Genomic DNA, 19,687 nt, shown 5'->3' with positions numbered 1-19,687 from the left:
GCTCACCCCTTGAAAATGAACCGTCGAATAGCGGAGACGTTGGAGAAGATGCGGATGCCCAGCACCACAATGACGGCCGTAGACAGCTGAGAACCAACGCCCAACTGGTTGCCCAGGAAGACCAGAAGTGTAGCCGTGATCACATTGGAGATGAAGGAGACCACGAAGACCCGGTCCGAGAAGCTGCGTTCGAAGTAGGAGCGGACCGCGCCCATCAGGGCATCCAGGGCGGCCACCACCATGATGGGCAAATAAGGCTGCAGGACAATGGGAATGTCGGGCTTCAGGAAGATGCCCGCCACCACGCCTAGGATCAGGCCGAGAATTGCCGACATGTCAATGACTCCTTCCGGCATAGGACAGATTGGGCAAACTCACTGCATTCAGACTCAGGCGTCGCTGTTTGACCACATTGACAGTGATGTTCGCCTTCTTCAGGTCCCGCAGGCGGCCCTGCAGATCGCTACGAACCATCAGATCGGACAAGGCACCTTGATCGCCGATGGCTTCGATCTTATAGGGTGACTCGATCGATGTGGTCCCCACCAAAATGGTCTGACCGGCCGTACGCACTGATGTCTGTGTTCCTATTCTATTGCCGTTGATGGCGATGGCTTCGGCCCCCGCAGACCAAAGCTTGGTCAGGAACCACTGCAGGTCCTGGTCGGTGAGCAATTTGATCTGATCAGCATTCTCCCGGGAATCTTTGGAGGCAATTGGGTTGGCCAAGGTGATGACGACGCCCTGCCCCTGTACCTTGCTGGTGCCGTTGGTCAGATCGTCAGCGGTCTGCGTACTGCTCTGCCCCTGGCCGCCCTCTTGAGCCGAGAGCGTATCAATGTTGCCGTTAAGATCCGAGATCTGACCGTTGAGATCGTTGGCACGCTTGCTGACCGCCTCCACCTGGGAGATGAGCTTCTCACGTACCTTCTGACGCGGGTCCCGGTGCAACACCTGCACTATACCCGTGCCTGCCAGGCCGACCAGCACACAAATGACGAAGACCAGTATTCGGTTGACCCATATGCTCAGCGGCGATCTACGCTCGGCAGGCAGCAGACGGGCATCCTCGAACATGGGATCCATGGGACGGTTGGTCAGGTCATCAATCAGCCTCAGAGACTCATCAGCCATGCGCCGACGCATGGATTCCTGGGCGGGCTCCGAGCTTTCCTGGTCCACATAGTGGCGTTCCAGACCTGCGCTGGAATGCGAAAAAGCCGCCCGGCGGTGAATCAAGGCACGGTCAGGCGGCACAGGGAAGGATTGGGGGGTCATCTGCGGTTCAGTCATGATGGCGGTCCTGACGAAGCAGCCCGATGCCCTGGCGTGCGTAGATCAGCCCTGCCAGCCAGTAAAGGCCAACCCCCCAGATGACAGCCGCAAGAGCCACCAGGTGGAAGAAACGGAAGAAGGCTGAAGTGCCCACATCCGCAAAAATCAGGGCCGGTATGGCCAGCATGAGCACGGCCGTGCCGGTCTTGCCAGCGAAGTGCACCGGCAAGGGGCCATAATCATGCTGGGCCAGCGCCAAAACCAACAGACCCATGAGCACATCCCGGGCACCGACTAGGGCCAGAAGCCACCATGGGAGTATGGAGGCGATGCTCAGGGCAAGGACGGAACAGAGAATCAGCAGCCGATCGGCAACCGGGTCAAGGATCTGCCCCAGCTTGCTGACCTGGTTGAACCTGCGGGCAATGATTCCATCCACACCGTCTGAAAGGGCCGAAATCAGCATGACCACCAAGGAAATGATCAGATGCCGGTTGGCGACCAGATAGGCAATAAGCGGTATGGATAGGATACGAAGCAGGCTGATGACATTGGGTACGGTGAGAATTACCGACCTTGGCTCAGGGCTGTACCTGCTGCGTGAAATTCGATCAATCAGTGCCATCCGACTACATTCTAGAAGCTTGAAGGGCAGTTACAAGGATGGCACGCGCACCGATCCCATAAAGGCGATCCATGAGGTTGTTTACCTGGTCCCTGGGAACCATGGCCCTGACTGCGGCCCACTGCTTGTCGTGCAGGGAGGAGACTGTCGGCGACTCATAGCCTGGTGTGATGCCCACGGCCATGGCCACGCGCTCAACCGGGATGTCGTAATCCATCAGTACATAGCGGCGGGCTGTCAGCACACCCTCCAGCCTGCGGGACATGACCGCCAACCGCTCATCGTCTGGATCCAGACGGGGTGATCTGATGAGAATCCCTTCCGATTTCAAAATGGGATCGCCGAAGACCCGTAGCCCGGCATTACGCAGGGTGGTGCCGGTGGAGACCACATCGGCGATCAGGTCGGCTACCCCCAGCTGAACCGAAGACTCCACTGCGCCGTCCAAGTGGATCAGTTCGGCCTTGAGTCCCTTGCTGGTCAGGTAGTCCTCAAGAAGCCGGTCGAAGGTGGTGCCAATGCGTTTGCCGTCCACGTCCTGCAAGGTGCTGATGGCACTGGCTTCCGGAGCGGCGAATCTGAAGGTGGACGCACCGAATCCCAACTGCGTGACCTCGACGGCCCGGGTTCCGGAGTTGAGCAGAAGATCACGCCCGGTGATGCCCAGATCGATGGTTCCCAAGCCGACATAGACCGCTATGTCGTTGGGTCTTAAGTAAAAGAGCTGAATGTCGTTGTCGACGTCATCCACCACCAGTTGCCGATCGTTGGAACGCAGACGGTAGCCAGACTCTGACAGCAGCCTCCATGCGGGCTGGGACAACATGCCCTTATTGGGCACCGCGACCTTCAACACGGCAACCTCCTAATTGCGGAAGCGAATCTACAGCGGGATAGGATCAGGGGTCACAGATACCTGTAGACATCCTCCAGGGTGATGCCCCGATCGATCATCATGACCTGAATGTGGTACAGCAGTTGGCTCATCTCCTCGGCCGTCCGCTCCTTGCCTTCATACTCAGCGGCGATCCAGGTCTCTCCAGCCTCTTCATTGATTTTCTTGCCGATGAAATGCGTGCCCTTATCCAGCTCGCCCACGGTCAAGGATCCATCCGGACGTTCCTTGGCCTTGGTCGTAAGCTCCTCAAACAACCCATCGAAGGTCTTCATCTGGCTATCTCCATTCTTCCTGCAAAACCCGTCAGTCCTTGTAGCTTACCTGCGCGGCCTGCCTGATCTGGTCAATGGCCTTGGCCGGGTCGTCAGCGCCGTAGACCGCGGAGCCTGCGACCAAAACGTCGGCTCCAGCTTCTGACACTATAGGAGCCGTGGTGGGGCTTACCCCGCCATCCACCTGGATGTGGGTCTTCAGACCGCGTGCGGTGATCTGGTCACGAAGACGGCGGGTCTTTGGCATCTGATTGTCCAGGAACTTTTGGCCGCCGAAGCCTGGCTCCACCGTCATGACCAGAATCATGTCAAACTCATCGAGAATGTCGAATATCGGCTCCACAGGTTCGGCAGGGCGCACGGCCAGGCAGGCCTTGACCCCCATGTCGTGCAGCTGGCGGGCCAGACGGACCGGGGCATGGACGGCTCCGGTATGGAAGGTGACGGAGGCAACACCCAGCTTGGCGAATTCCGGGGCCCAACGGTCGGGATCCTCGATCATCAGATGCACGTCCACCGGTAGGTCGGTCACCTGGCAGATGCGCTCCACCACGGGCTCGCCAAGCGTCAGGTTGGGAACGAAATGGTGGTCCATCACATCCACGTGAACCATATCGGCATTGGCAATAGCCTTGAGATCCCGCTCCAAGTTGGCGAAATCGGCGGAAAGAATGCTGGGTGCTATCTGAATGCTCATGGAGATTATTCTATGTTGTACGGAAGACCGGCGGCACCGGTTTGTGGCTCAATTGCACACCTACCGACCCCCAGATAGCTGACCCCTGTCCTACTTGCTCCGGGCCTCGGATTCCTGACGCACCTCAAGCTCGGTGATGGTCCGCAGCTTTTCGGACAGCAGGGAGGTCGGCTTGCCCTTGCGCGCTATGAGGACGAAGGCTGCAGCCGCCAGGAAGAAGACCGTCATGGACACCCAGACGTTGACCCTGACACCCAGGAATTCGTGGGCGAAGTCGATGCGAAGGGCCTCGATCCAGGTGCGCCCCAGGGTGTACCACATGACATAGAGTGCGAAGAGCGAGCCCGCTTTGAGCACGTTCACGGCCTTGTGGCCGATCCAGACCAGGAGGGCTGCGCCAATCAGGTTCCAGATCATCTCATACAAAAATGTGGGTTGGAAGAGGGTGCCTGTCGGACATGTGGCCCCGTCATAGCACTGTTCGCTGCTGCCAATGGCGGAACCTGCCGCATCGATCTTCAGTCCCCAGGGCAGCGTGGTGGGGGCCCCGTAGAGTTCCTGGTTGAACCAGTTGCCCAGCCGCCCGATGGCCTGGGCCACCAGAAGGGCAGGAGCCACACTGTCGGCCAGCAGGGCGGTCGGGTAGCTCTTGTGACGGCACCAGGCCCAGGCTGCCAGTGCTCCCAGGAGGACTGCACCCCAGATGCCCAAACCGCCACGCCAGATGCGCAGAATATCGGCTGGATTGCCATCAGCTCCGAAATACCGCTCAGGGGTGGTGATGACGTGGTAGAGCCTGGCGCCGACGATGCCGGCCGGTACTGCGCAGATGGCGATGTCCAGAATCTGGTCGGTCCGGCCACCCTCCTTCTTCCAGCGCCTGGCGGTGATCCAGGCAGCCACGATGATGGCCAGAAGCATGGTCAGCGCATAGAACCGGATGGTGACCGGCCCCAGATGGAAGCTGGAGATTCCTGGCGATGGAATGTAGGCAAGCGTCATAAAGCCCCAATCTAGCCCCTGGGCCTTACAGCCCCACTCACTTCCTGGCCTGGGAGATGCCCCAACGCAGGTCGGAGCAAACCTCAGCCAGGGACTCCAGTGCCTTTCTACGGTCCTTCCGCGGCCTGCCCTCGTCATCCAGAAGGCAGTGGACCAGGGCCGAGCCGACGATGACCCCGTCCGCGTAGGCGCCAACCTGAGAGGCCTGCTGGGCGGTAGACACCCCGATGCCCACGCAGACATAAGGGGCCCCAGCCTGCCTGACTCTCGCCACCAGGTTCTGCGCCGAGTTGGACATGCTGGTACGTTCGCCGGTCACGCCCATCCGGGAGGTCGCGTAGACGAATCCTCTGGCTGCACGGGAGGTGATCTGCAGACGTGCATCACTTGAGTCGGGCGAGACCAGATAGACCCGGTCAAGACCATACCGGTCCGACTGCTCTATCCATTCCCCGGATTCGTCGACGATCAGATCCGGGGTGACCAGCCCGGACCCGCCGGCCTCGGCCATCCGGGCGGCAAAATCCGCTACTCCGTGATGCATGATCAGATTCCAGTAGCTCATGACCAGAGCCCTGGCACCGTCCGCCTGAACCTGACGGACCGCGTCGAAGACACCCTCGACCTTGACGCCATTGTCGATGGCACACTTGCTGGCCGCTTGGATGACCGGACCATCCATGACCGGGTCGCTGTAGGGCAGACCGATCTCGACGATGTCGACCCCGCTTTTCACCATGACCCGCATGGCCTCCAAGGATGTGGGCACGTCAGGGAACCCGTAAGGGAAGTAGCCGATGAATGCTGGCCTGCCCTCTTGGCGGAGGGCCTGCAGCGTGGACGCCACCGGGCTGGCCGTGCGGCTGAACCCCTTAGGCTGGACAGGCTGGGATTGCACAGGCTGGGGTTGGACAGGCTGGACGGGCGCTTTCTGCCACTGCCATTGCTGGTTGACCATCATCAGGCCTCCTCTTCTGCTTGATCGCTTCTGCTGTGCCCGGCCTGGGCTTCCAAAGCGCTGGCCTCCTGCTCGGACAGGTAGCCGAACCATCTGCCCGCCGTGGCTACATCCTTATCGCCCCTGCCCGAGATGTTGATCAGAATGACAGGATTCCTGATTCCCTTGCGCAAAAGGTCGGTGGCTGCCTTGCTGGCTCCGGCCAAGGCGTGCGAGGACTCCAGGGCGGGGATGATGCCCTCGGTCCGGCAGAGGTCACTGAAAGCCTGCATGGCCTCCTTGTCGGTTGCGTAGTCATACTTGACCCGGCCCATGTCGTGCAGCCAGGCATGCTCGGGTCCAACCGAAGCGTAATCCAGGCCGGCGGAGATGGAGTAGGTGTCCATGGTCTGACCCTGGTCGTCCTCCAAGAGATAGGACTTGGTTCCTTGGAAGACGCCGATCTGACCGGTGCCTGGCGACAGGCGGATGGCGTGCTTGCCCGACTTGGGCCCTTCCCCGCCGGCCTCATATGCGTAAAGGGAGACCCGTGGATCGTCCAGGAAGGTGTTCATGATGCCGATGGCGTTGGAACCCCCGCCGACGCAGGCCACAACCCCGTCAGGATGGTCGATGCCGTATGCGGAAAGCTGTGCGGATGCCTCTTCGCCGATGATCTTCTGGAAGTCCCTGACGATGGTTGGGAAGGGATGGGGGCCGGCGACCGTGCCCAGCAGGTAGTGGGTGGACTCTACGTTGGTCACCCAGTCACGCAAGGCCTCATTGATGGCATCCTTGAGGATCCTGGTCCCTGTAGTCACCTCGACGACTTCGGCTCCCAGCATCCGCATCCTGGCCACGTTCAGGGCCTGTCTGCGGGCATCGATCTGCCCCATGTAAATTCGGCACTTGAAGCCCAGGAGGGCACAGACCGTGGCCGTGGCCACACCGTGCTGACCGGCACCGGTCTCAGCGATGACCCGGGTCTTGCCCATGCGCTTGACCAGGAGCCCCTGACCCAGGGCGTTGTTGATCTTGTGGGCGCCCGTGTGGTTCAGGTCCTCCCTTTTCAGGAAGACCCTGACCTGGCCGCCGACCCGATCGCCGATCAGCTTGGCGAATCGAGGAGCTGGTGTCAGGGCCGAGGGACGCCCCACATAGACCCGGTTGAGTCTGTTCAGCTCCTCACGGAAGGCCGGATCGGCCTTGGCCTCCTTGTAGACACGCTCCAGCTCATCAAGGGCGCCCACCAGGGCCTCAGGGACGAAACGTCCGCCATAGGGGCCGAAATAGGGACCGTCATGGGTCGACAGGGGTCTGGCCTCGGCGGCCTTGAAGCGGTGACCAGCCTGAACCAGCAAGCGAACCGTACCCTCCTGGTCCTGGGAGGTGACCAGACCTTCTCCTATCAGGACCGCATCGGCCCCGGCCCGCGCGTACCGCTCCAGCTCGACCGTGCCGAACACTCCGGACTCGGCCACCTTGACCACATCCTTGGGCAGGTTGGAAGCCAGGCGGGCATACTGGTCGACGTCGACGCTCAGGTCCTTCAGATTCCGGGCGTTGATGCCAATCACCTTGGCACCGGCCGCGATGGCCCGTTCGATCTCCTGACGATCATGCGTCTCGACCAGGGCGGTCATGCCCAGGCTCCCGGCCAGGTCCAGCAGGTGCTTGAGACGTGTGTCATCCAAGGCTGCCACAATCAGCAGGATCATGTCGGCCCCGTTGGCCCTGGACTCCCAGACCTGGTAGTCGGAGACGATGAAGTTCTTGTTGAGCACGGGAATGCCCACGGCCTGTCTGACCTGCCGCAGATCCTCCAAGGATCCCAGGAAGCGTCTGCCCTCGGTCAGGACCGATATGGCCGAGGCACCCCCGTTGGCATACTGCCGGGCTAGAGCGGCGGGATTTTTGATGTCGGCAAGGTACCCCTTGGAGGGCGAGGCTCGCTTGATTTCCGCGATGATCGGAATGCCGACGCTCTCCCTGAGCAGTCGCGCGGCATCCAGAGGTTTGCGCTTCATGCTCCTGACCTGTTGCTTGAGACTTTCCAAGGGAATCTGTTGCACCCGGCTCCTTGCATCCTCCACGGCGCCGGCAACCAGTTCATCCAAGACGGTCATAGAGCCCTTCCCTCCAGTTTCCTGTGTATTCCCTGTCACAACCTTAGCGTCTTTCTGCACTGGATTACCCATTACCCTTCCTCGCTCTGCATCTGTGCCTGAGTACGATTGCCCTGCACCGCAGGCAAGGGTCCTCCGGCTTCAAAACACGACCTGTGTCCGGTGTGGCAGGCCGCCCCCACCTGGTCGACTTCGATAAGCAAGGCGTCCCCGTCACAGTCGATGCTGACGCCCTTGACGTATTGGACATGTCCGGAGGTGTCCCCCTTACGCCAGTATTCCTGCCTGGAGCGGGACCAGAAGGTGACCCTCCCCGTGGTCAGGGTCCGTCTCAGGGCCTCCTCATCCATGTATCCGACCATGAGCACCTGACGGCTGTCATACTGCTGGACCACAGCGGCAACAAGTCCCTTGGAATCCTTCTTCAGCCTGGCCGCTATGCTCGGATCCAAACGTGCTTCCTGGTCCTTCGAAGACTGTGACATTGATCCTCATTCTCCTGATTTGTCCGACACATCCTTGCCGGTTGATTGTTTATGGTATGGGTATGGTTTCCCGATGACTGCCAACATGGCCAGCAAGTGCCATGCAGCATGTGATGTCGAAATTATCTGCCAGATTGGGTTCAGGCCTGCCATCGAACCGGATACCCGGCCGTATGGAGCGCCTGCTTGACATCCTTGATGGACACCTGGCCGAAATGGAAGACGGAAGCCGCCAGGACCGCATCGGCCCCGGCCTTGACCGCAGGAGGAAAATCGGCGGCCTTGCCTGCGCCACCGCTGGCGATGAGGGGAAGGGATACGGCCTTGCGCACGTCGGCGATCATCTCCAGATCGAATCCCTGACGGGTGCCGTCTGCATCCATGGAGTTGAGGAGGATCTCACCGGCTCCGAGTTCTTGGGCCTGCTTGACCCAGTCGATGGCATCTATGCCGGTGGACTGGTGGCCACCCATGGTGGTCACCTCATATCCTGAGGTAATGCCCTGGGCATTGGATCGGCGGGCATCGACCGAAAGCACCAGGACCTGGCGACCGAACCGCTGGGCGATATCCCCGATGACCTGCGGATTGGCAATGGCTGCCGTGTTGATGCCGACCTTGTCGGCCCCTGACCGCAAAAGAGTATCGACATCCTGCGGGGTCCGCACGCCTCCGCCGACGGTCAATGGAATGAAGATCTGGTCGGCAGTGCTCTTGACCAGGTCCACCATGGTGGCTCGTCCGCTTCCAGAGGCTGTCACATCCAGAAAGGTCAGTTCGTCAGCGCCCTGCTGGTAGTAAGCGGAAGCCAGTTCGACCGGGTCGCCCGCATCGCGCAGATTTTTGAAGTGGACGCCTTTGACCACACGGCCCTGGTCTACGTCCAGGCAGGGAATGACACGAACCGCTACCGCCATGCGACCTGCCTTCCTGCCTGAACCGATTTGTTTGAGTCAAGACCTTAGCTGCTCTGGTGTCCGAAGACCCTGGCATGTCCACACTATGGCATGAACGCATTGTAAAAGCTGATTCAGGCCTGAAGCTTGACGGCCTTGGCTGCCAGCTGCCCGCAGGCACCGTCGATGTCCGATCCGCGGGTGTCCCTCATGGTTGCAGTGATACCAGCCTTGTGGAGGATGTCCAGGAAGCGCTGCTCGTCCTCGGGCTTGGAGGCCGTCCAACGAGACCCCTCGATTGGATTCAAGGGTATGGGATTGACATGAGCCCAGTCGTCCCCGTAGTGGTTGAGGCGCTTGGCCAGAAGGTGGGCATGCTCGGCCTGGTCGTTGATGCCGCGCATCAGGGCGTACTCGATGCTGACCCGTCTGCCGCTGGCCAGGTAGTAGTCGTGGGCCGCGTCCAGAACCTGGGTGGTGTTGAAGCGCCTGTTCATGGGCACCAGCTCGTCGCGCAGCTTGTCGCTGGGAGCATGGAGGGAGACGGCCAGACGGACCGGAATGCCCTCTTTGGTGAGCTTGCGGATGCCGGGGACCACACCCACCGTGGAGACGGTGATGTTCCTGGCCGAGATGCCGAATCCCTTGGGCGGCAGGGCACTGATCTGCCTGACCGCGGAAAGCACAGCCCGATAGTTGCCCATGGGCTCGCCCATCCCCATGAAGACGATGTTGCTCAGACGCCCGGGCCCTCCGGCAACCTGTCCGGACCGCATCATCCGGGAGGCGGCCCTGACCTGTTCCAGAATCTCGCCGGTCGACATGTTCCGGGTCAATCCAAGCTGACCGGTGGCACAGAAGGGACAGCCCATGCCGCAGCCGACCTGGCTGGAGATGCAGAGGGTGGCCCTGGAGGGATAGCGCATAAGCACAGACTCAATCCTGGATCCGTCGAAGAGCTCCCAGAGAGTCTTGATGGTCGTCCCCTGGTCAGCCTTCTGGACAGTGACCGGGGTGATCAGTTCAGGGAAGAAGCGGTGCGCGGCCTCCTGACGGCTGGCTGCGGGAAAGTCCGTGAAGTCGTCCGGATTGGTAGACAGATGGTTGAAGTAATGGTTGGCCAGCTGCGAGACCCGGAATTTCGGCAGCCCCAGTTGCGCGCAGACCTCCTGACGCTCCTGCTGGTCCATATCCGTAAAGTGGCGCGGTGGCTTGCCTCGACGGGCGTGGTCGGCCGCCAGAACGTCGCGGAAAGCCCCATCTTTGCCTCCTGGGGTGATGCCGGTTTCAGGCTCGGCACCGGTCAAATCGACATCTGTCATACCTCTACCTCATCCTGTATCAGCCGTCGATTACCGGTCACAGACCGGTAATCAAAAGAACCAGTGTGATGAATGGTGCGGACATGAGGATGGAATCCACCCTGTCCAGTACTCCGCCATGGCCCTTGAGCAGGTGGCCCATGTCCTTGATTCCCAGGTCACGTTTGATCAAGGATGCGCTCAGATCCCCTAGGGTGCCTGTGACTCCGACCATGATGCCCATGAGCAGGGCGACCCACCAGATCTGCCCCCAAACCGCCATGGGATAGGTGGCCGCGAAGATGACCAGGGCGCCAACCAGGCAGCAGAGCATGGAGCCTGCCAACCCCTCCACGGATTTGCCGGGAGAGATACGGGGCGAGATCTTGTGCTTGCCAAAGAGCGAGCCAAAGAGAAGACCACCGATGTCGCTTAAGGCGGGCAGGAAAATCACCATGAATGCGTGTGCGGCGGGATGCCCGCCGAAGGTGGTGGGCAGGGTTATCAGACAGGCCAGGAGGGTGATGTAGACAACGGTCAGAAGGGTGACGCCCACATTGGCCAGGCTGCTTGATCGGTTCTCCCCATCTACGGCGCCGTAGGAGGCATCGGCCATGGTCTGCGCATCCTTACCCGAGAGCTTGGCGTTCACCGCCTTGACCAGCCGACCGCCCAGGCGATGGTTGCGGGTGGCCGCAAGGGCCCCGACCAGGGCGGTGATCAGAACTCCGGCGGTCATGACCGCCACGTGATCAGGAGCGTAGAAGGAGGCCAGCATGGTGGCAGCCGAGCAGATCCAGAGCTCGACCACCGGTATATGCAGGCCAGCCGTGGCAAAGTCCACCCTGAGCTCCCAGAGCCCCAGGGTCATGAAGATCACGATCAGGTAGATGAATGCGTCGATGCGCACCAGGATGCAGGCCAGGATGATGACCACCAAAAGCGCGCCAGTGGCCACCGCCTGCGGCATGTTGCGCCCGGTCCGCTTGTTCAGGCTTGCGACGGCATCCTGACCGGCCTTCTCGGCCGAGCTTTCCTTAGTACTCATGAAGTGTGGACCCTCCCCAGGCGGATCAGACCTCGAGGATCTCCTTCTCCTTGGCATCCAGGAGCTGATCAATCATGTCGTTCTTCTGCTTGGTGACGGTCTCCAGCTCCTTCTGCAGCCGGTTGCCCTCGTCCTCGCCCAGGTCGCCATCCTTGACCTTGGCCTCCAGCTCCTCCTTGACCTTGCGCCGGATGTTGCGGACGGCCACCTTGCCCTCCTCGGCCTTGGTCTTGGCCAGCTTGACGTAATCCCGGCGGCGCTCCTCGGTCAGCTCGGGCATGGTGACCCTGATGACGTTGCCGTCACGGCTGGGATTGACGCCCAGGTCCGAATCGCGGATGGCCTTCTCGACCGCACCCGCCTGGGAGGGGTCGAAGGGGGTGACGGCCAGGGTGCGAGGCTCCGGGACGCCGATGGATGCCAGCGACTTGATGGGCGTGGGAGTGCCATAGTACTCCACCATGATGTCGTTGAGGAAGGAGGGGTTGGCACGCCCGGTCCTGATTCCCGAGAAGTTCTCCTTGGTCGCCTCGATGCTCTTGTCCATCTGCCTTCCGGCCTGGTCCACCACTGTGGTCATGATCTGCTCCTTGCTGTATGGACCATCCGCCTGTGCGCGCGAGGTCCGTCATTCTTATACTCTACGGCCATGGGGCCACAGGGGCCAAGCGGCGCGGGGTGTGCCCGCAACCGGTCACAGGGTACGGTCAGGACCACCGTGGACCAGGGTGCCCAGACGCTGGCCCTTGAGCGCTCCGGTCACGTTGCCTTCACCCTCCAGTCCGAAGACACGGATGGGCATATCGTTGTCCCGGGCCATGGACAGGGCTGCCGCATCCATGACGGCCAAATTGTCCACCAGAGCCCGCTGGTAGCTCAGATTGGTGAACATGCGCGCAGAAGCCTGCTTGTGCGGATCAGCCGTGTACACGCCGTCCACACCGTTCTTGCCCATGAGGACCTCGACGCAATGGATCTCCAGAGCCCGCTGGATGGAGACGGTGTCGGTGGAGAAGTAAGGCATGCCTGATCCGGCACCGAAGATGACCACACGACCCTTTTCCAGGTGACGGATGGCCTTGAGCGGGATATAGGGCTCGGCCACCTGACCCATGGTGATGGCTGTCTGTACCCTGGTGGCCTGACCATCCTGCTCCAGGAAGTCCTGCAGGGCAAGGCAGTTCATGACCGTGCCCAGCATGCCCATGTAGTCGCCGCGCGAACGCTCGATCCCGGCCTGGCTGAGCTCGGCTCCGCGGAAGAAGTTGCCGCCGCCCACCACGATGGCCACCTGCACGCCACTCTGTACTGCCTGGACGATCTCCTTGGCCACCCGCTTGACCACCTGCACGTCGATGCCGACCTCGCCTCCCCCGAAGGCCTCTCCGGAGAGCTTGAGTAGCACACGACGAGGCGATGCTGGGTTTTGCGCTGAATCGGATCCGGTCATAAAAGCCCTTTCTCCAAACATGATGATGGGCGGAATACGCCGCTAACTAGGGTATCGGTGCTGGACGACAACCCCTTCCTGGTCAGGCTCGGGACAAAAGAAGGGAAGCAGCCACGAAAGCCACTCCCCTATCGTCAATTACCATCAATGCTGGTCATCTGCCTATCCCTCAGCTCAGGATCAGGCCAGGCAACTCAGTACATTGCTGGGCTACTCCTCTTCGTCGCCCTTGCCGACCTCGAGACGGGCGAAGGCCAGAGCCTTGCCATCAGCCTGCTTGAAGAGGTCGCCAATGGTCTTGGAAGTGTCCTTGACGTACTGCTGCTCCAGCAGGACGGTCTCCTTGAAGAAGGCGTTCAGACGCCCCTCGACGATCTTGGGGATGATCTTCTCGGGCTTGCCTTCGGCCTGGGACTTCTCAGTGGCCACGCGACGCTCGGACTCCACCACGTCGGCAGGCACATCCTCGCGGCTGAGCCACTTGGGGCTCATGGCGGAGATCTGCAGGGCCACCTCATGGGCCACCTGGGCGCCGGCCTCATCAGTGGCGATCATGGCTACGATGGAGGGGGGCATTTCCACGGACTTGCGGTGGGCGTAAATCTCCACACGGGGGCCCTCGACCCGGGCCACCTGGCCGACCTTGACGTGCTCATGGAAGAGCGCGCCGGCCTCCTCCACGGTCTCCTTGACGGTGCCGGACTTGGATGGAGCGGCATCGACCTGCTCGGCGTTGGAGGCATCAGCCTTGGCCACGTCGTCGATGACCTCCTGGCCGAACTCGACGAACTGAGGGGTCTTAGCCACGAAGTCGGTCTCGGAATTGAGCTCGACGGCGTAGCCGATCTGACCCTGTCCACCCTCAACAACGGTAGAGGCGATCAGGCCCTCCTGAGCCTTGCGGCCCTCGCGGGCGCCTGCGGCCTGGATACCGGTGGCGCGGATGATCTCCTTGGCGCGGGCCATGTCGCCCTCGGCCTCGGTCAGGGCCTTCTTGACGTCCATCATGCCGGCGCCGGTCTGATCGCGCAGCTCCTTGATCAGTGCAGCGGTGATTTTTGCCATGAAACTCTCCTATCTAGACGTCAGATTTCAGGCGGCCTGATCGGCAGCGGGGGTCTCCTGCTGCTCTTGCGCAGGCTGCTCGGCCTGGGGAGCCTGGGCGGTCTCCTGGGCCTGCTCCTGCGGCTGTCCGTCCTTGTTCTCCAGCAGGTTCTTCTCCCACTCGGCCATGGGCTGGTCGGAGGCCTCCTCGGTCTTGGCAGCCTTGCCGGAGCGCTCCAACAGACCGTCAGCCACGGCATCGGCCATCAGCCTGGTCAGCAGCTCGACGCCACGGATGGCATCATCGTTGGCGGGAATGGGGTAGGTGACAAGTTCGGGATCCGTGTTGGTGTCCACCAGGGCCACGACCGGGATACCCAGCTTGTTGGCCTCGGAGACCGCCAGGGCCTCCTTGTTGATGTCGACCACGAACAGGGCCGAGGGGGTGCGGTTCATATTGCGGATGCCGCCCAGCTGGCGCTCCAGCTTATCCTTCTCGCGCCGCAGCAGCAGGAGCTCCTTCTTGGTCAGTCCCGAGCCATGCACGTCGTCGAAGTCCATCTCCTCCAGCTCCTTCAAGCGGCCGACCCGCTTGGTCACGGTCTGGAAGTTGGTCAGCATGCCACCCAGCCAGCGCTCGGAGACGTAGGGCATGTTCACCCGGGTGGCCTGGGACTTGATGGCCTCCTGGGCCTGCTTCTTGGTCCCCACGAAGAGCACGGTGCCGTTGTGGGCCACGGTCTGCTTGATGAAGTCATAGGCCTGGTCGATCAGACCGAGCGACTTGAAGAGGTTGATGATGTGGATGCCGTTGCGCTCCATCAGGATGTACTGCTTCATCTTGGGGTTCCAACGACGGGTCTGGTGTCCGAAGTGGACGCCGGCCTTCAGCATTTCGCTCATGGTGATCTGTGCCATGTCTATACCTTTCATTGTCGGTTATTGCCTGGCCATGTGCACCTGCGTGCAACTCCGAGGAGCCGACCGACACAGGACGTCGCGGACATGGCGCGAATTTGCGGCGTGTGTTCGGGAATACTCTTGGCGCGCCTGCCCGCCCGTGACAGCAGACCTGCGCAGTGACACGCCGAATTACTATGATACCCGAGGCCAATGACCTCGAGTATCATGTTCGCCCTCTGCCTACCTGGCTGATCTCAGCTGCTGCATGGCCTTGCGGCGGACGTCGCTCTCCAGCCGATCCACATAGACATGGCCGTCCAGGTGATCGCACTCGTGTTGGATCATCCGTCCCATGATGCCATGGCCCTCAAGAGTCACCGTCTTGCCATCCAGATCGATGCCGTGTGCTCGGGCGTAGTCGGCACGCCTGGTCGGATACCAGAGGTTGGGCAGGGACAGGCATCCCTCCTCGCCATACTGCTCACCGGAGGTCTTGTCGATGACCGGATTGATGATGTAGCCCACCTTGCCGCCGATGTTGTAGGAGAAGACGCGCAGGCCCACCCCGATCTGATTGGCCGACAGGCCTGCCCTGCCCGGGTCGTCCACGGTGTCCACCAGGTCACGGACCAGACTGCGCACAGCCGGGGTGATGCTGGTCACTGGATCGCAGGGGGTTCGCAAAACCGGATCGGGAACCACTCTGATTGTACGAATCGCCACTGCTTACTCCTCGTCATCCCGGCCGTCGTGGCCGTCCTTCTCGTCCTCCGGGGCCGCTTCCTCCTCCTGGCGGCCATCACGCTTGCGTCCGGTCATGCTTGCCAGGGAATCGCTCATGGTGGTCCGTGCCCTGCTGACAATATCGTTCTCCTTGGCAGCAGGCTTGGCTGGCGTCCTGGGCGCATAGAGGACCTTGTCCACGAGTTCAGCGTACTGGCGGAGTACCTCGGGGCGCACCACCTTCAGGCTGGGGGTCAGGGTGCCGTCCTCCTGGCTGAAGTCCTTGTCCAGCACCAGGAACTTGCGCACCGACTCGGCCCGCGAGACGTTGCAGTTGGCCTTGTCCACGTACTGCTGGATGAAGGCATGGATGGCCTCGTTGTGGCTGGCCTGCTCCATGCTCATGTCAGCGTCCAGACCCTGTGAGGTCAGCCAGGACTTCAGCATGCCCGCATCCAGGGTGACCAGGGCACCTACGAAGGGCCTGCCGTCGCCCACGACCACGGCCTGGGAGACTATGGGGCAGGTGCTGATGACATCCTCTAGGGGAGCCGGGCTCACGTTCTTGCCGCCGGCGGTGATGATGACGTCCTTCTTACGGCCGGTGATGAAGACGAAGCCCTGGTCGTCGATCTGGGCCAGATCACCGGTGTGCAGCCAGCCATCCTTATCGAGCACGGTGGAATCAAGCTCAGGCTGGTGGTAGTAGCCCATGAAGACGCTGGGACCCTTGACCAGGAGCTCATCGTCGTCGCTCAGCCTGACCGTGATGCCCGAGCCAGGGCGGCCGACCGATCCCACCTCGTTGGCATCCTCGAAGTTGACGATGCAGGGTGCTGCCGTCTCGGTCATCCCGTAGCCCTGAATGAAGGTGATCCCGTCGATCCCATTGAAGAAATGGGCCAGGTCGGCGTTCATGGGTGCGCCGCCGCAGGCCAGGTAGCTCAAGTTGGAGCCCAGGGCGGACTCGATTGTGTTGCCGACGGTCTTGGTGTAGAAGGCGTGGGCGAGGCGGGTAAACAGCGAATGACCGTTCCCCTCCTGCTCGTCCTTGGACCACTTGATGAAGTGCTTGGTGGCCTTGGCGAAGACCTTGCCGGCCATGCCGGTGCCGGCCTTTTGCGAGGCAGCGTTGTAGACCTTCTCGAAGACGCGTGGCACGCCCAGCAGATATGTGGGCCGGAAGGTGCGCAGATCGGTCAGCAGGTGCTTGGCGTTGGAGACGTATCCGACCACGCCCTGGGCGCCGATGGCCACATACTGGATGTAGCGGGCGAAGCAGTGGGCCAGGGGCAGGAAGAGCATCAGGCGGGAGGGCGCTGCCAGCATGTGGTAGAGCACATCCCAGCCCACAAAGACGATGTGGACGAAGTTCCGGTTGGAGAGCATGGCGCCCTTGGGCTCCCCAGTTGAGCCCGAAGTGTAGACGATGGTGGCCAGATCGTCGGCCTTGACTTGGGCAATGGCCTGATCCAGGCGCTCATCTTCGATCCCCTGGCCGAATTCACTGACTGCGTTCAGGCCCCCGGCTTCGAAATTGAAGACGTACTTGAGCTTGGGCGAGGATCCCCGGACCTGCTCCAGGATCTGTGCATGCTCTGAGTCACCGGCAAAGGCCAGGATGCAGTCCACATCCTGAACGATCTTCTGGGCCTGGCTGGGCGAGTCGGTCTCGTAAATGGGGACAGAGACCGCCCCGATGGCAGCGCAGGCAAAGTCCGTGACCCCCCAGTCATAACTGGTGGAGGCGTAGATGACCACAGTGCTGCCCTTTTCCACGCCCAAAGCCATCATGCCCTTGGCCACGGCGCGAACCCGTGCGGACATCTGCCCGGCCTTGACATCGTGCCAGTTTCTGGTCATGGGATCCTGCCACTGGGCAACCAGCTCTTCAGGGTCACGGGCGGTGCGTTTTGCCAGGAGTGAATAGATGGTGTCCTTGTCCGTCGTCGGGTGTTGAAGCTCGACCGTATATTCACGCAACATACCCACCATCATATGGGTCAACCCGCCAAAGCCGCCGCCTAGCCCATGTCGAAGCGCACACAGACCCAGCGCGAACCGCTTCTGGCGACGATCAGGTTGGTCAGCACAGTGCGCTCGCCGACCAGGAATCCGATGGTGGTTTCGTACCGGTCACGGTCTACGCGGTAGATCTCGACCAATTTAGGAATCAGCGGCAGGTAAGTCATGCCGGCATGGTCCGCTGTACGGACCATGCCCAGATGCCGATCCCGTAGCAACTGGGCCAGCAGGGCCAATCGTTCCATGCAGACGCGGTTGAGCACACGATCCAGGCTCTTCATAGGTAAACGACCCCGCAACACATCGAAGACCCTGGATGCCAAGGCGCACAGATTGACAAGAATACGCTTGAGATCCGCAGACAGACCCTCATGCCCGGCAGCATCCCCAGGCCGGATGAAGTTGACCGTTCGCACTGTCAGATTGATGTCACCAAATCCCAAGGGCACCTGTGTACAGGTAGACGGCCACCAGCCGCCGACTTCCTGTCCTGTCGACTCCTCGGTTGCTTGATCTTGGTCCCAGACCGGTGCCAGATCCATATACTCCGTCATACTTCTCCCCTCGCACTACTATGTGCTTGTTCCCCCTCCCATGCCGGCGAGGTGCACTGGGCAACCGACGCAACGACAGCGAATACGTCCAGAGTAGGAATGCGCTGAGGGATTGTAAAGGCCGGTTCAGGAATGTGGTCAACCTGGACCGGCCTTTAGACAGATTGTGGATAAATGGACCGTGAATGTCCTGTTCTACTCAGCAGCGGGGGGCGGGGGTCACTGCCACACGGCACTTCTGGAAGTTCTTGACATCCACATAACCGGTGGAAGCCATGGCCCGGCGCAGGGCCCCGATCAGATTCAGACTGCCGTCGGTGCGATCGCTGGGACCGAAGAGTATGCGCTCCAGGCTGCCCACCTGACCGACCTGGACCCTGCGGCCCCTCGGCAGTTCAGGATGATGAGCTTCGGCCCCCCAGTGCATGCCCTGGCCGGGAGCCTCCGTAGCCTTGGCTAAGGGCGTGCCCAGCATGACCGCGTCGGCCCCCATGGCCAAGGCCTTGACAAAGGAACCCGAGGTACCGGTCTCCCCGTCAGCGATGACCTGAACGTAACGTCCGCCCGACTCGTCCAGGTAGTCGCGACGCGCCTCGGCCACATCCGAGATGGCCGTGGCCATAGGCGCTTGGATTCCGATGGTGGCGGAATCAGTGGATGACGCTCCCCCGCCGAACCCGACCAGCACCCCGGCGGCTCCGGTGCGCATCAGATGCAGGGCAGCCTGATAGGTGGCGGCCCCGCCGACGATGACTGGAACGTCCAGGTCGTAGATGAACTTCTTCAAATTCAGGGGCTCATGGCTGGTGGACACGTGTTCGGCCGAGACCGCCGTTCCTCGGATCACGAAGAGGTCCACGCCCGCATCGACCACCGTGGCATAGAACTCCTGGGTGCGCTGAGGGGACAGGGCTCCGGCCACCGTGACTCCGGCCTTGCGAATCTCCTGTAGACGGCGGGTGATCAGCTCCGTCTTGACCGGCTCCCGGTAGGCCTCCTGAATGACCCCGGTCGCCTGCTCCGGCGAGGCATGGGCTATCCGGTCCAGCTGCGGACGCGGATCCTCATAACGGGTCCACAGTCCCTCCAGGTCCAGCACGCCCAATCCGCCCATCCGTCCCAGGGCTATGGCCGTCTCCGGGCTGGTGACCGAATCCATGGGCGCTGCCAAAAGTGGCAGGTCGAACTCGTAGGCATCCACCTGCCAGGCCGTGGAGACATCCTGGGGATCCCGGGTCCTTCTTGAGGGGAGTATGGAGACATCATCGAGCGTGTAGGCCACCGTGGCCTTCTTGCCGAGACCGATTTCGATTTCCTGTGTCATGTCTGCCAGCCTAGCGCCTCACAATGACGCTCTGGCGTGCTACGAACGGGTTACGAGCATGGGAACAGAGAGTAACAAACTTGGGATAAAACAGTTCGCGAG

21 protein-coding genes are annotated in these 19,687 nt (G+C 61.4%); all 21 read right to left on the bottom strand.

The features are described from left to right. Positions 1 to 2 precede the first annotated feature (2 nt). Entirely contained in the window at positions 3 to 335 is a 333-nt protein-coding gene (locus tag LPC22_RS06415; protein WP_015021764.1) for a small basic family protein, read from the bottom strand. Position 336: 1 nt separating this feature from the next. Next, complete coding sequence (locus LPC22_RS06410; protein WP_229133190.1) at positions 337 to 1,293, bottom strand: DUF881 domain-containing protein; 957 nt, start codon at positions 1,291 to 1,293, stop codon at positions 337 to 339. Beyond that, entirely contained in the window at positions 1,286 to 1,900 is a 615-nt protein-coding gene (locus LPC22_RS06405) for a CDP-alcohol phosphatidyltransferase family protein (RefSeq protein ID WP_045924372.1), read from the bottom strand. The genes LPC22_RS06410 and LPC22_RS06405 overlap by 8 nt, the downstream gene beginning before the upstream one ends. Before the next feature lie 4 nt (positions 1,901 to 1,904). Continuing rightward, positions 1,905 to 2,756 (bottom strand): ATP phosphoribosyltransferase, encoded by an 852-nt coding sequence (gene hisG / locus LPC22_RS06400; protein WP_229133189.1) that lies wholly within the window; start codon positions 2,754 to 2,756, stop codon positions 1,905 to 1,907. Positions 2,757 to 2,806: 50 nt separating this feature from the next. Beyond that, positions 2,807 to 3,070: a phosphoribosyl-ATP diphosphatase gene (locus LPC22_RS06395; RefSeq protein WP_229133188.1), complete on the bottom strand. Its 264-nt coding sequence runs from the start codon at positions 3,068 to 3,070 to the stop codon at positions 2,807 to 2,809. A 31-nt stretch (positions 3,071 to 3,101) separates the two neighbouring features. Beyond that, positions 3,102 to 3,767: a ribulose-phosphate 3-epimerase gene (gene rpe / locus LPC22_RS06390; protein ID WP_229133187.1), complete on the bottom strand. Its 666-nt coding sequence runs from the start codon at positions 3,765 to 3,767 to the stop codon at positions 3,102 to 3,104. Positions 3,768 to 3,857: 90 nt separating this feature from the next. Further along, a complete protein-coding gene (lgt, locus tag LPC22_RS06385; protein WP_198189705.1) occupies positions 3,858 to 4,769 on the bottom strand; it encodes a prolipoprotein diacylglyceryl transferase in 912 nt (303 codons plus the stop codon). A 37-nt stretch (positions 4,770 to 4,806) separates the two neighbouring features. After that, the gene (trpA, locus tag LPC22_RS06380) at positions 4,807 to 5,727 is read right to left on the bottom strand and encodes a tryptophan synthase subunit alpha (RefSeq protein ID WP_229133186.1); all 921 of its coding nucleotides are present in this window, start codon (positions 5,725 to 5,727) and stop codon (positions 4,807 to 4,809) included. A 2-nt stretch (positions 5,728 to 5,729) separates the two neighbouring features. Then, positions 5,730 to 7,832, bottom strand: coding sequence for a tryptophan synthase subunit beta (gene trpB / locus LPC22_RS06375; protein ID WP_229133185.1), 2,103 nt, complete (start codon positions 7,830 to 7,832; stop codon positions 5,730 to 5,732). A 71-nt stretch (positions 7,833 to 7,903) separates the two neighbouring features. Beyond that, positions 7,904 to 8,317: a phosphoribosyl-AMP cyclohydrolase gene (hisI, locus tag LPC22_RS06370; RefSeq protein ID WP_024627687.1), complete on the bottom strand. Its 414-nt coding sequence runs from the start codon at positions 8,315 to 8,317 to the stop codon at positions 7,904 to 7,906. A gap of 140 nt (positions 8,318 to 8,457) precedes the next feature. Continuing rightward, positions 8,458 to 9,234, bottom strand: coding sequence for an imidazole glycerol phosphate synthase subunit HisF (gene hisF, locus LPC22_RS06365; RefSeq protein ID WP_024627686.1), 777 nt, complete (start codon positions 9,232 to 9,234; stop codon positions 8,458 to 8,460). Positions 9,235 to 9,347: 113 nt separating this feature from the next. Then, complete coding sequence (gene rlmN, locus LPC22_RS06360) at positions 9,348 to 10,535, bottom strand: dual-specificity RNA methyltransferase RlmN (protein ID WP_229133184.1); 1,188 nt, start codon at positions 10,533 to 10,535, stop codon at positions 9,348 to 9,350. Between the two features lie 37 nt (positions 10,536 to 10,572). Next, positions 10,573 to 11,562 carry a phosphatidate cytidylyltransferase gene (locus LPC22_RS06355; protein ID WP_229133183.1) on the bottom strand — a complete coding sequence of 330 codons (990 nt, stop codon included), beginning with the start codon at positions 11,560 to 11,562 and terminating at the stop codon, positions 10,573 to 10,575. A 25-nt stretch (positions 11,563 to 11,587) separates the two neighbouring features. Then, entirely contained in the window at positions 11,588 to 12,142 is a 555-nt protein-coding gene (frr, locus tag LPC22_RS06350) for a ribosome recycling factor (RefSeq protein WP_024627683.1), read from the bottom strand. 114 nt (positions 12,143 to 12,256) lie between these two features. Continuing rightward, on the bottom strand, positions 12,257 to 13,012 hold the full coding sequence (pyrH, locus tag LPC22_RS06345; RefSeq protein ID WP_015021750.1) for a UMP kinase: 756 nt from the start codon (positions 13,010 to 13,012) through the stop codon (positions 12,257 to 12,259). A 210-nt stretch (positions 13,013 to 13,222) separates the two neighbouring features. Beyond that, positions 13,223 to 14,077 (bottom strand): translation elongation factor Ts, encoded by an 855-nt coding sequence (gene tsf, locus LPC22_RS06340; RefSeq protein WP_229133182.1) that lies wholly within the window; start codon positions 14,075 to 14,077, stop codon positions 13,223 to 13,225. 27 nt (positions 14,078 to 14,104) lie between these two features. After that, positions 14,105 to 14,974: a 30S ribosomal protein S2 gene (gene rpsB, locus LPC22_RS06335; RefSeq protein ID WP_229133181.1), complete on the bottom strand. Its 870-nt coding sequence runs from the start codon at positions 14,972 to 14,974 to the stop codon at positions 14,105 to 14,107. A 225-nt stretch (positions 14,975 to 15,199) separates the two neighbouring features. Beyond that, positions 15,200 to 15,682: a peptide deformylase gene (locus LPC22_RS06330; RefSeq protein WP_015021747.1), complete on the bottom strand. Its 483-nt coding sequence runs from the start codon at positions 15,680 to 15,682 to the stop codon at positions 15,200 to 15,202. Positions 15,683 to 15,685: 3 nt separating this feature from the next. Then, positions 15,686 to 17,668 (bottom strand): AMP-dependent synthetase/ligase, encoded by a 1,983-nt coding sequence (locus tag LPC22_RS06325; RefSeq protein ID WP_229133180.1) that lies wholly within the window; start codon positions 17,666 to 17,668, stop codon positions 15,686 to 15,688. A gap of 38 nt (positions 17,669 to 17,706) precedes the next feature. Beyond that, positions 17,707 to 18,261, bottom strand: coding sequence for a hypothetical protein (locus LPC22_RS06320; RefSeq protein WP_034524942.1), 555 nt, complete (start codon positions 18,259 to 18,261; stop codon positions 17,707 to 17,709). A 199-nt stretch (positions 18,262 to 18,460) separates the two neighbouring features. Next, positions 18,461 to 19,585: a GuaB3 family IMP dehydrogenase-related protein gene (locus LPC22_RS06315; protein WP_229133179.1), complete on the bottom strand. Its 1,125-nt coding sequence runs from the start codon at positions 19,583 to 19,585 to the stop codon at positions 18,461 to 18,463. Between the last annotated feature and the right edge of the window lie 102 nt (positions 19,586 to 19,687).

This window comes from Bifidobacterium mizhiense, from assembly GCF_020884755.1.
Taxonomy (GTDB): Bacteria; Actinomycetota; Actinomycetes; order Actinomycetales; family Bifidobacteriaceae; genus Bombiscardovia; species Bombiscardovia mizhiensis.
This window is presented reverse-complemented; position numbering and strand designations above follow the sequence as displayed.

Coding starts and splice junctions, on each gene's coding strand:
- LPC22_RS06410 (WP_229133190.1), bottom strand. CDS start 1,293: ATGACTGAACCGCAGATGACCCCCCAATCCTTCCCTGTGCCGCCTGAC.
- hisI (WP_024627687.1), bottom strand. CDS start 8,317: ATGTCACAGTCTTCGAAGGACCAGGAAGCACGTTTGGATCCGAGCATA.
- hisF (WP_024627686.1), bottom strand. CDS start 9,234: ATGGCGGTAGCGGTTCGTGTCATTCCCTGCCTGGACGTAGACCAGGGC.
- LPC22_RS06320 (WP_034524942.1), bottom strand. CDS start 18,261: ATGACGGAGTATATGGATCTGGCACCGGTCTGGGACCAAGATCAAGCA.
- LPC22_RS06355 (WP_229133183.1), bottom strand. CDS start 11,562: ATGAGTACTAAGGAAAGCTCGGCCGAGAAGGCCGGTCAGGATGCCGTC.
- LPC22_RS06395 (WP_229133188.1), bottom strand. CDS start 3,070: ATGAAGACCTTCGATGGGTTGTTTGAGGAGCTTACGACCAAGGCCAAG.
- rpsB (WP_229133181.1), bottom strand. CDS start 14,974: ATGGCACAGATCACCATGAGCGAAATGCTGAAGGCCGGCGTCCACTTC.
- pyrH (WP_015021750.1), bottom strand. CDS start 13,012: ATGACCGGATCCGATTCAGCGCAAAACCCAGCATCGCCTCGTCGTGTG.
- lgt (WP_198189705.1), bottom strand. CDS start 4,769: ATGACGCTTGCCTACATTCCATCGCCAGGAATCTCCAGCTTCCATCTG.
- rlmN (WP_229133184.1), bottom strand. CDS start 10,535: ATGACAGATGTCGATTTGACCGGTGCCGAGCCTGAAACCGGCATCACC.
- rpe (WP_229133187.1), bottom strand. CDS start 3,767: ATGAGCATTCAGATAGCACCCAGCATTCTTTCCGCCGATTTCGCCAAC.
- LPC22_RS06325 (WP_229133180.1), bottom strand. CDS start 17,668: ATGTTGCGTGAATATACGGTCGAGCTTCAACACCCGACGACGGACAAG.
- LPC22_RS06415 (WP_015021764.1), bottom strand. CDS start 335: ATGTCGGCAATTCTCGGCCTGATCCTAGGCGTGGTGGCGGGCATCTTC.
- frr (WP_024627683.1), bottom strand. CDS start 12,142: ATGACCACAGTGGTGGACCAGGCCGGAAGGCAGATGGACAAGAGCATC.
- LPC22_RS06405 (WP_045924372.1), bottom strand. CDS start 1,900: ATGGCACTGATTGATCGAATTTCACGCAGCAGGTACAGCCCTGAGCCA.
- tsf (WP_229133182.1), bottom strand. CDS start 14,077: ATGGCAAAAATCACCGCTGCACTGATCAAGGAGCTGCGCGATCAGACC.
- trpA (WP_229133186.1), bottom strand. CDS start 5,727: ATGGTCAACCAGCAATGGCAGTGGCAGAAAGCGCCCGTCCAGCCTGTC.
- LPC22_RS06315 (WP_229133179.1), bottom strand. CDS start 19,585: ATGACACAGGAAATCGAAATCGGTCTCGGCAAGAAGGCCACGGTGGCC.
- trpB (WP_229133185.1), bottom strand. CDS start 7,832: ATGACCGTCTTGGATGAACTGGTTGCCGGCGCCGTGGAGGATGCAAGG.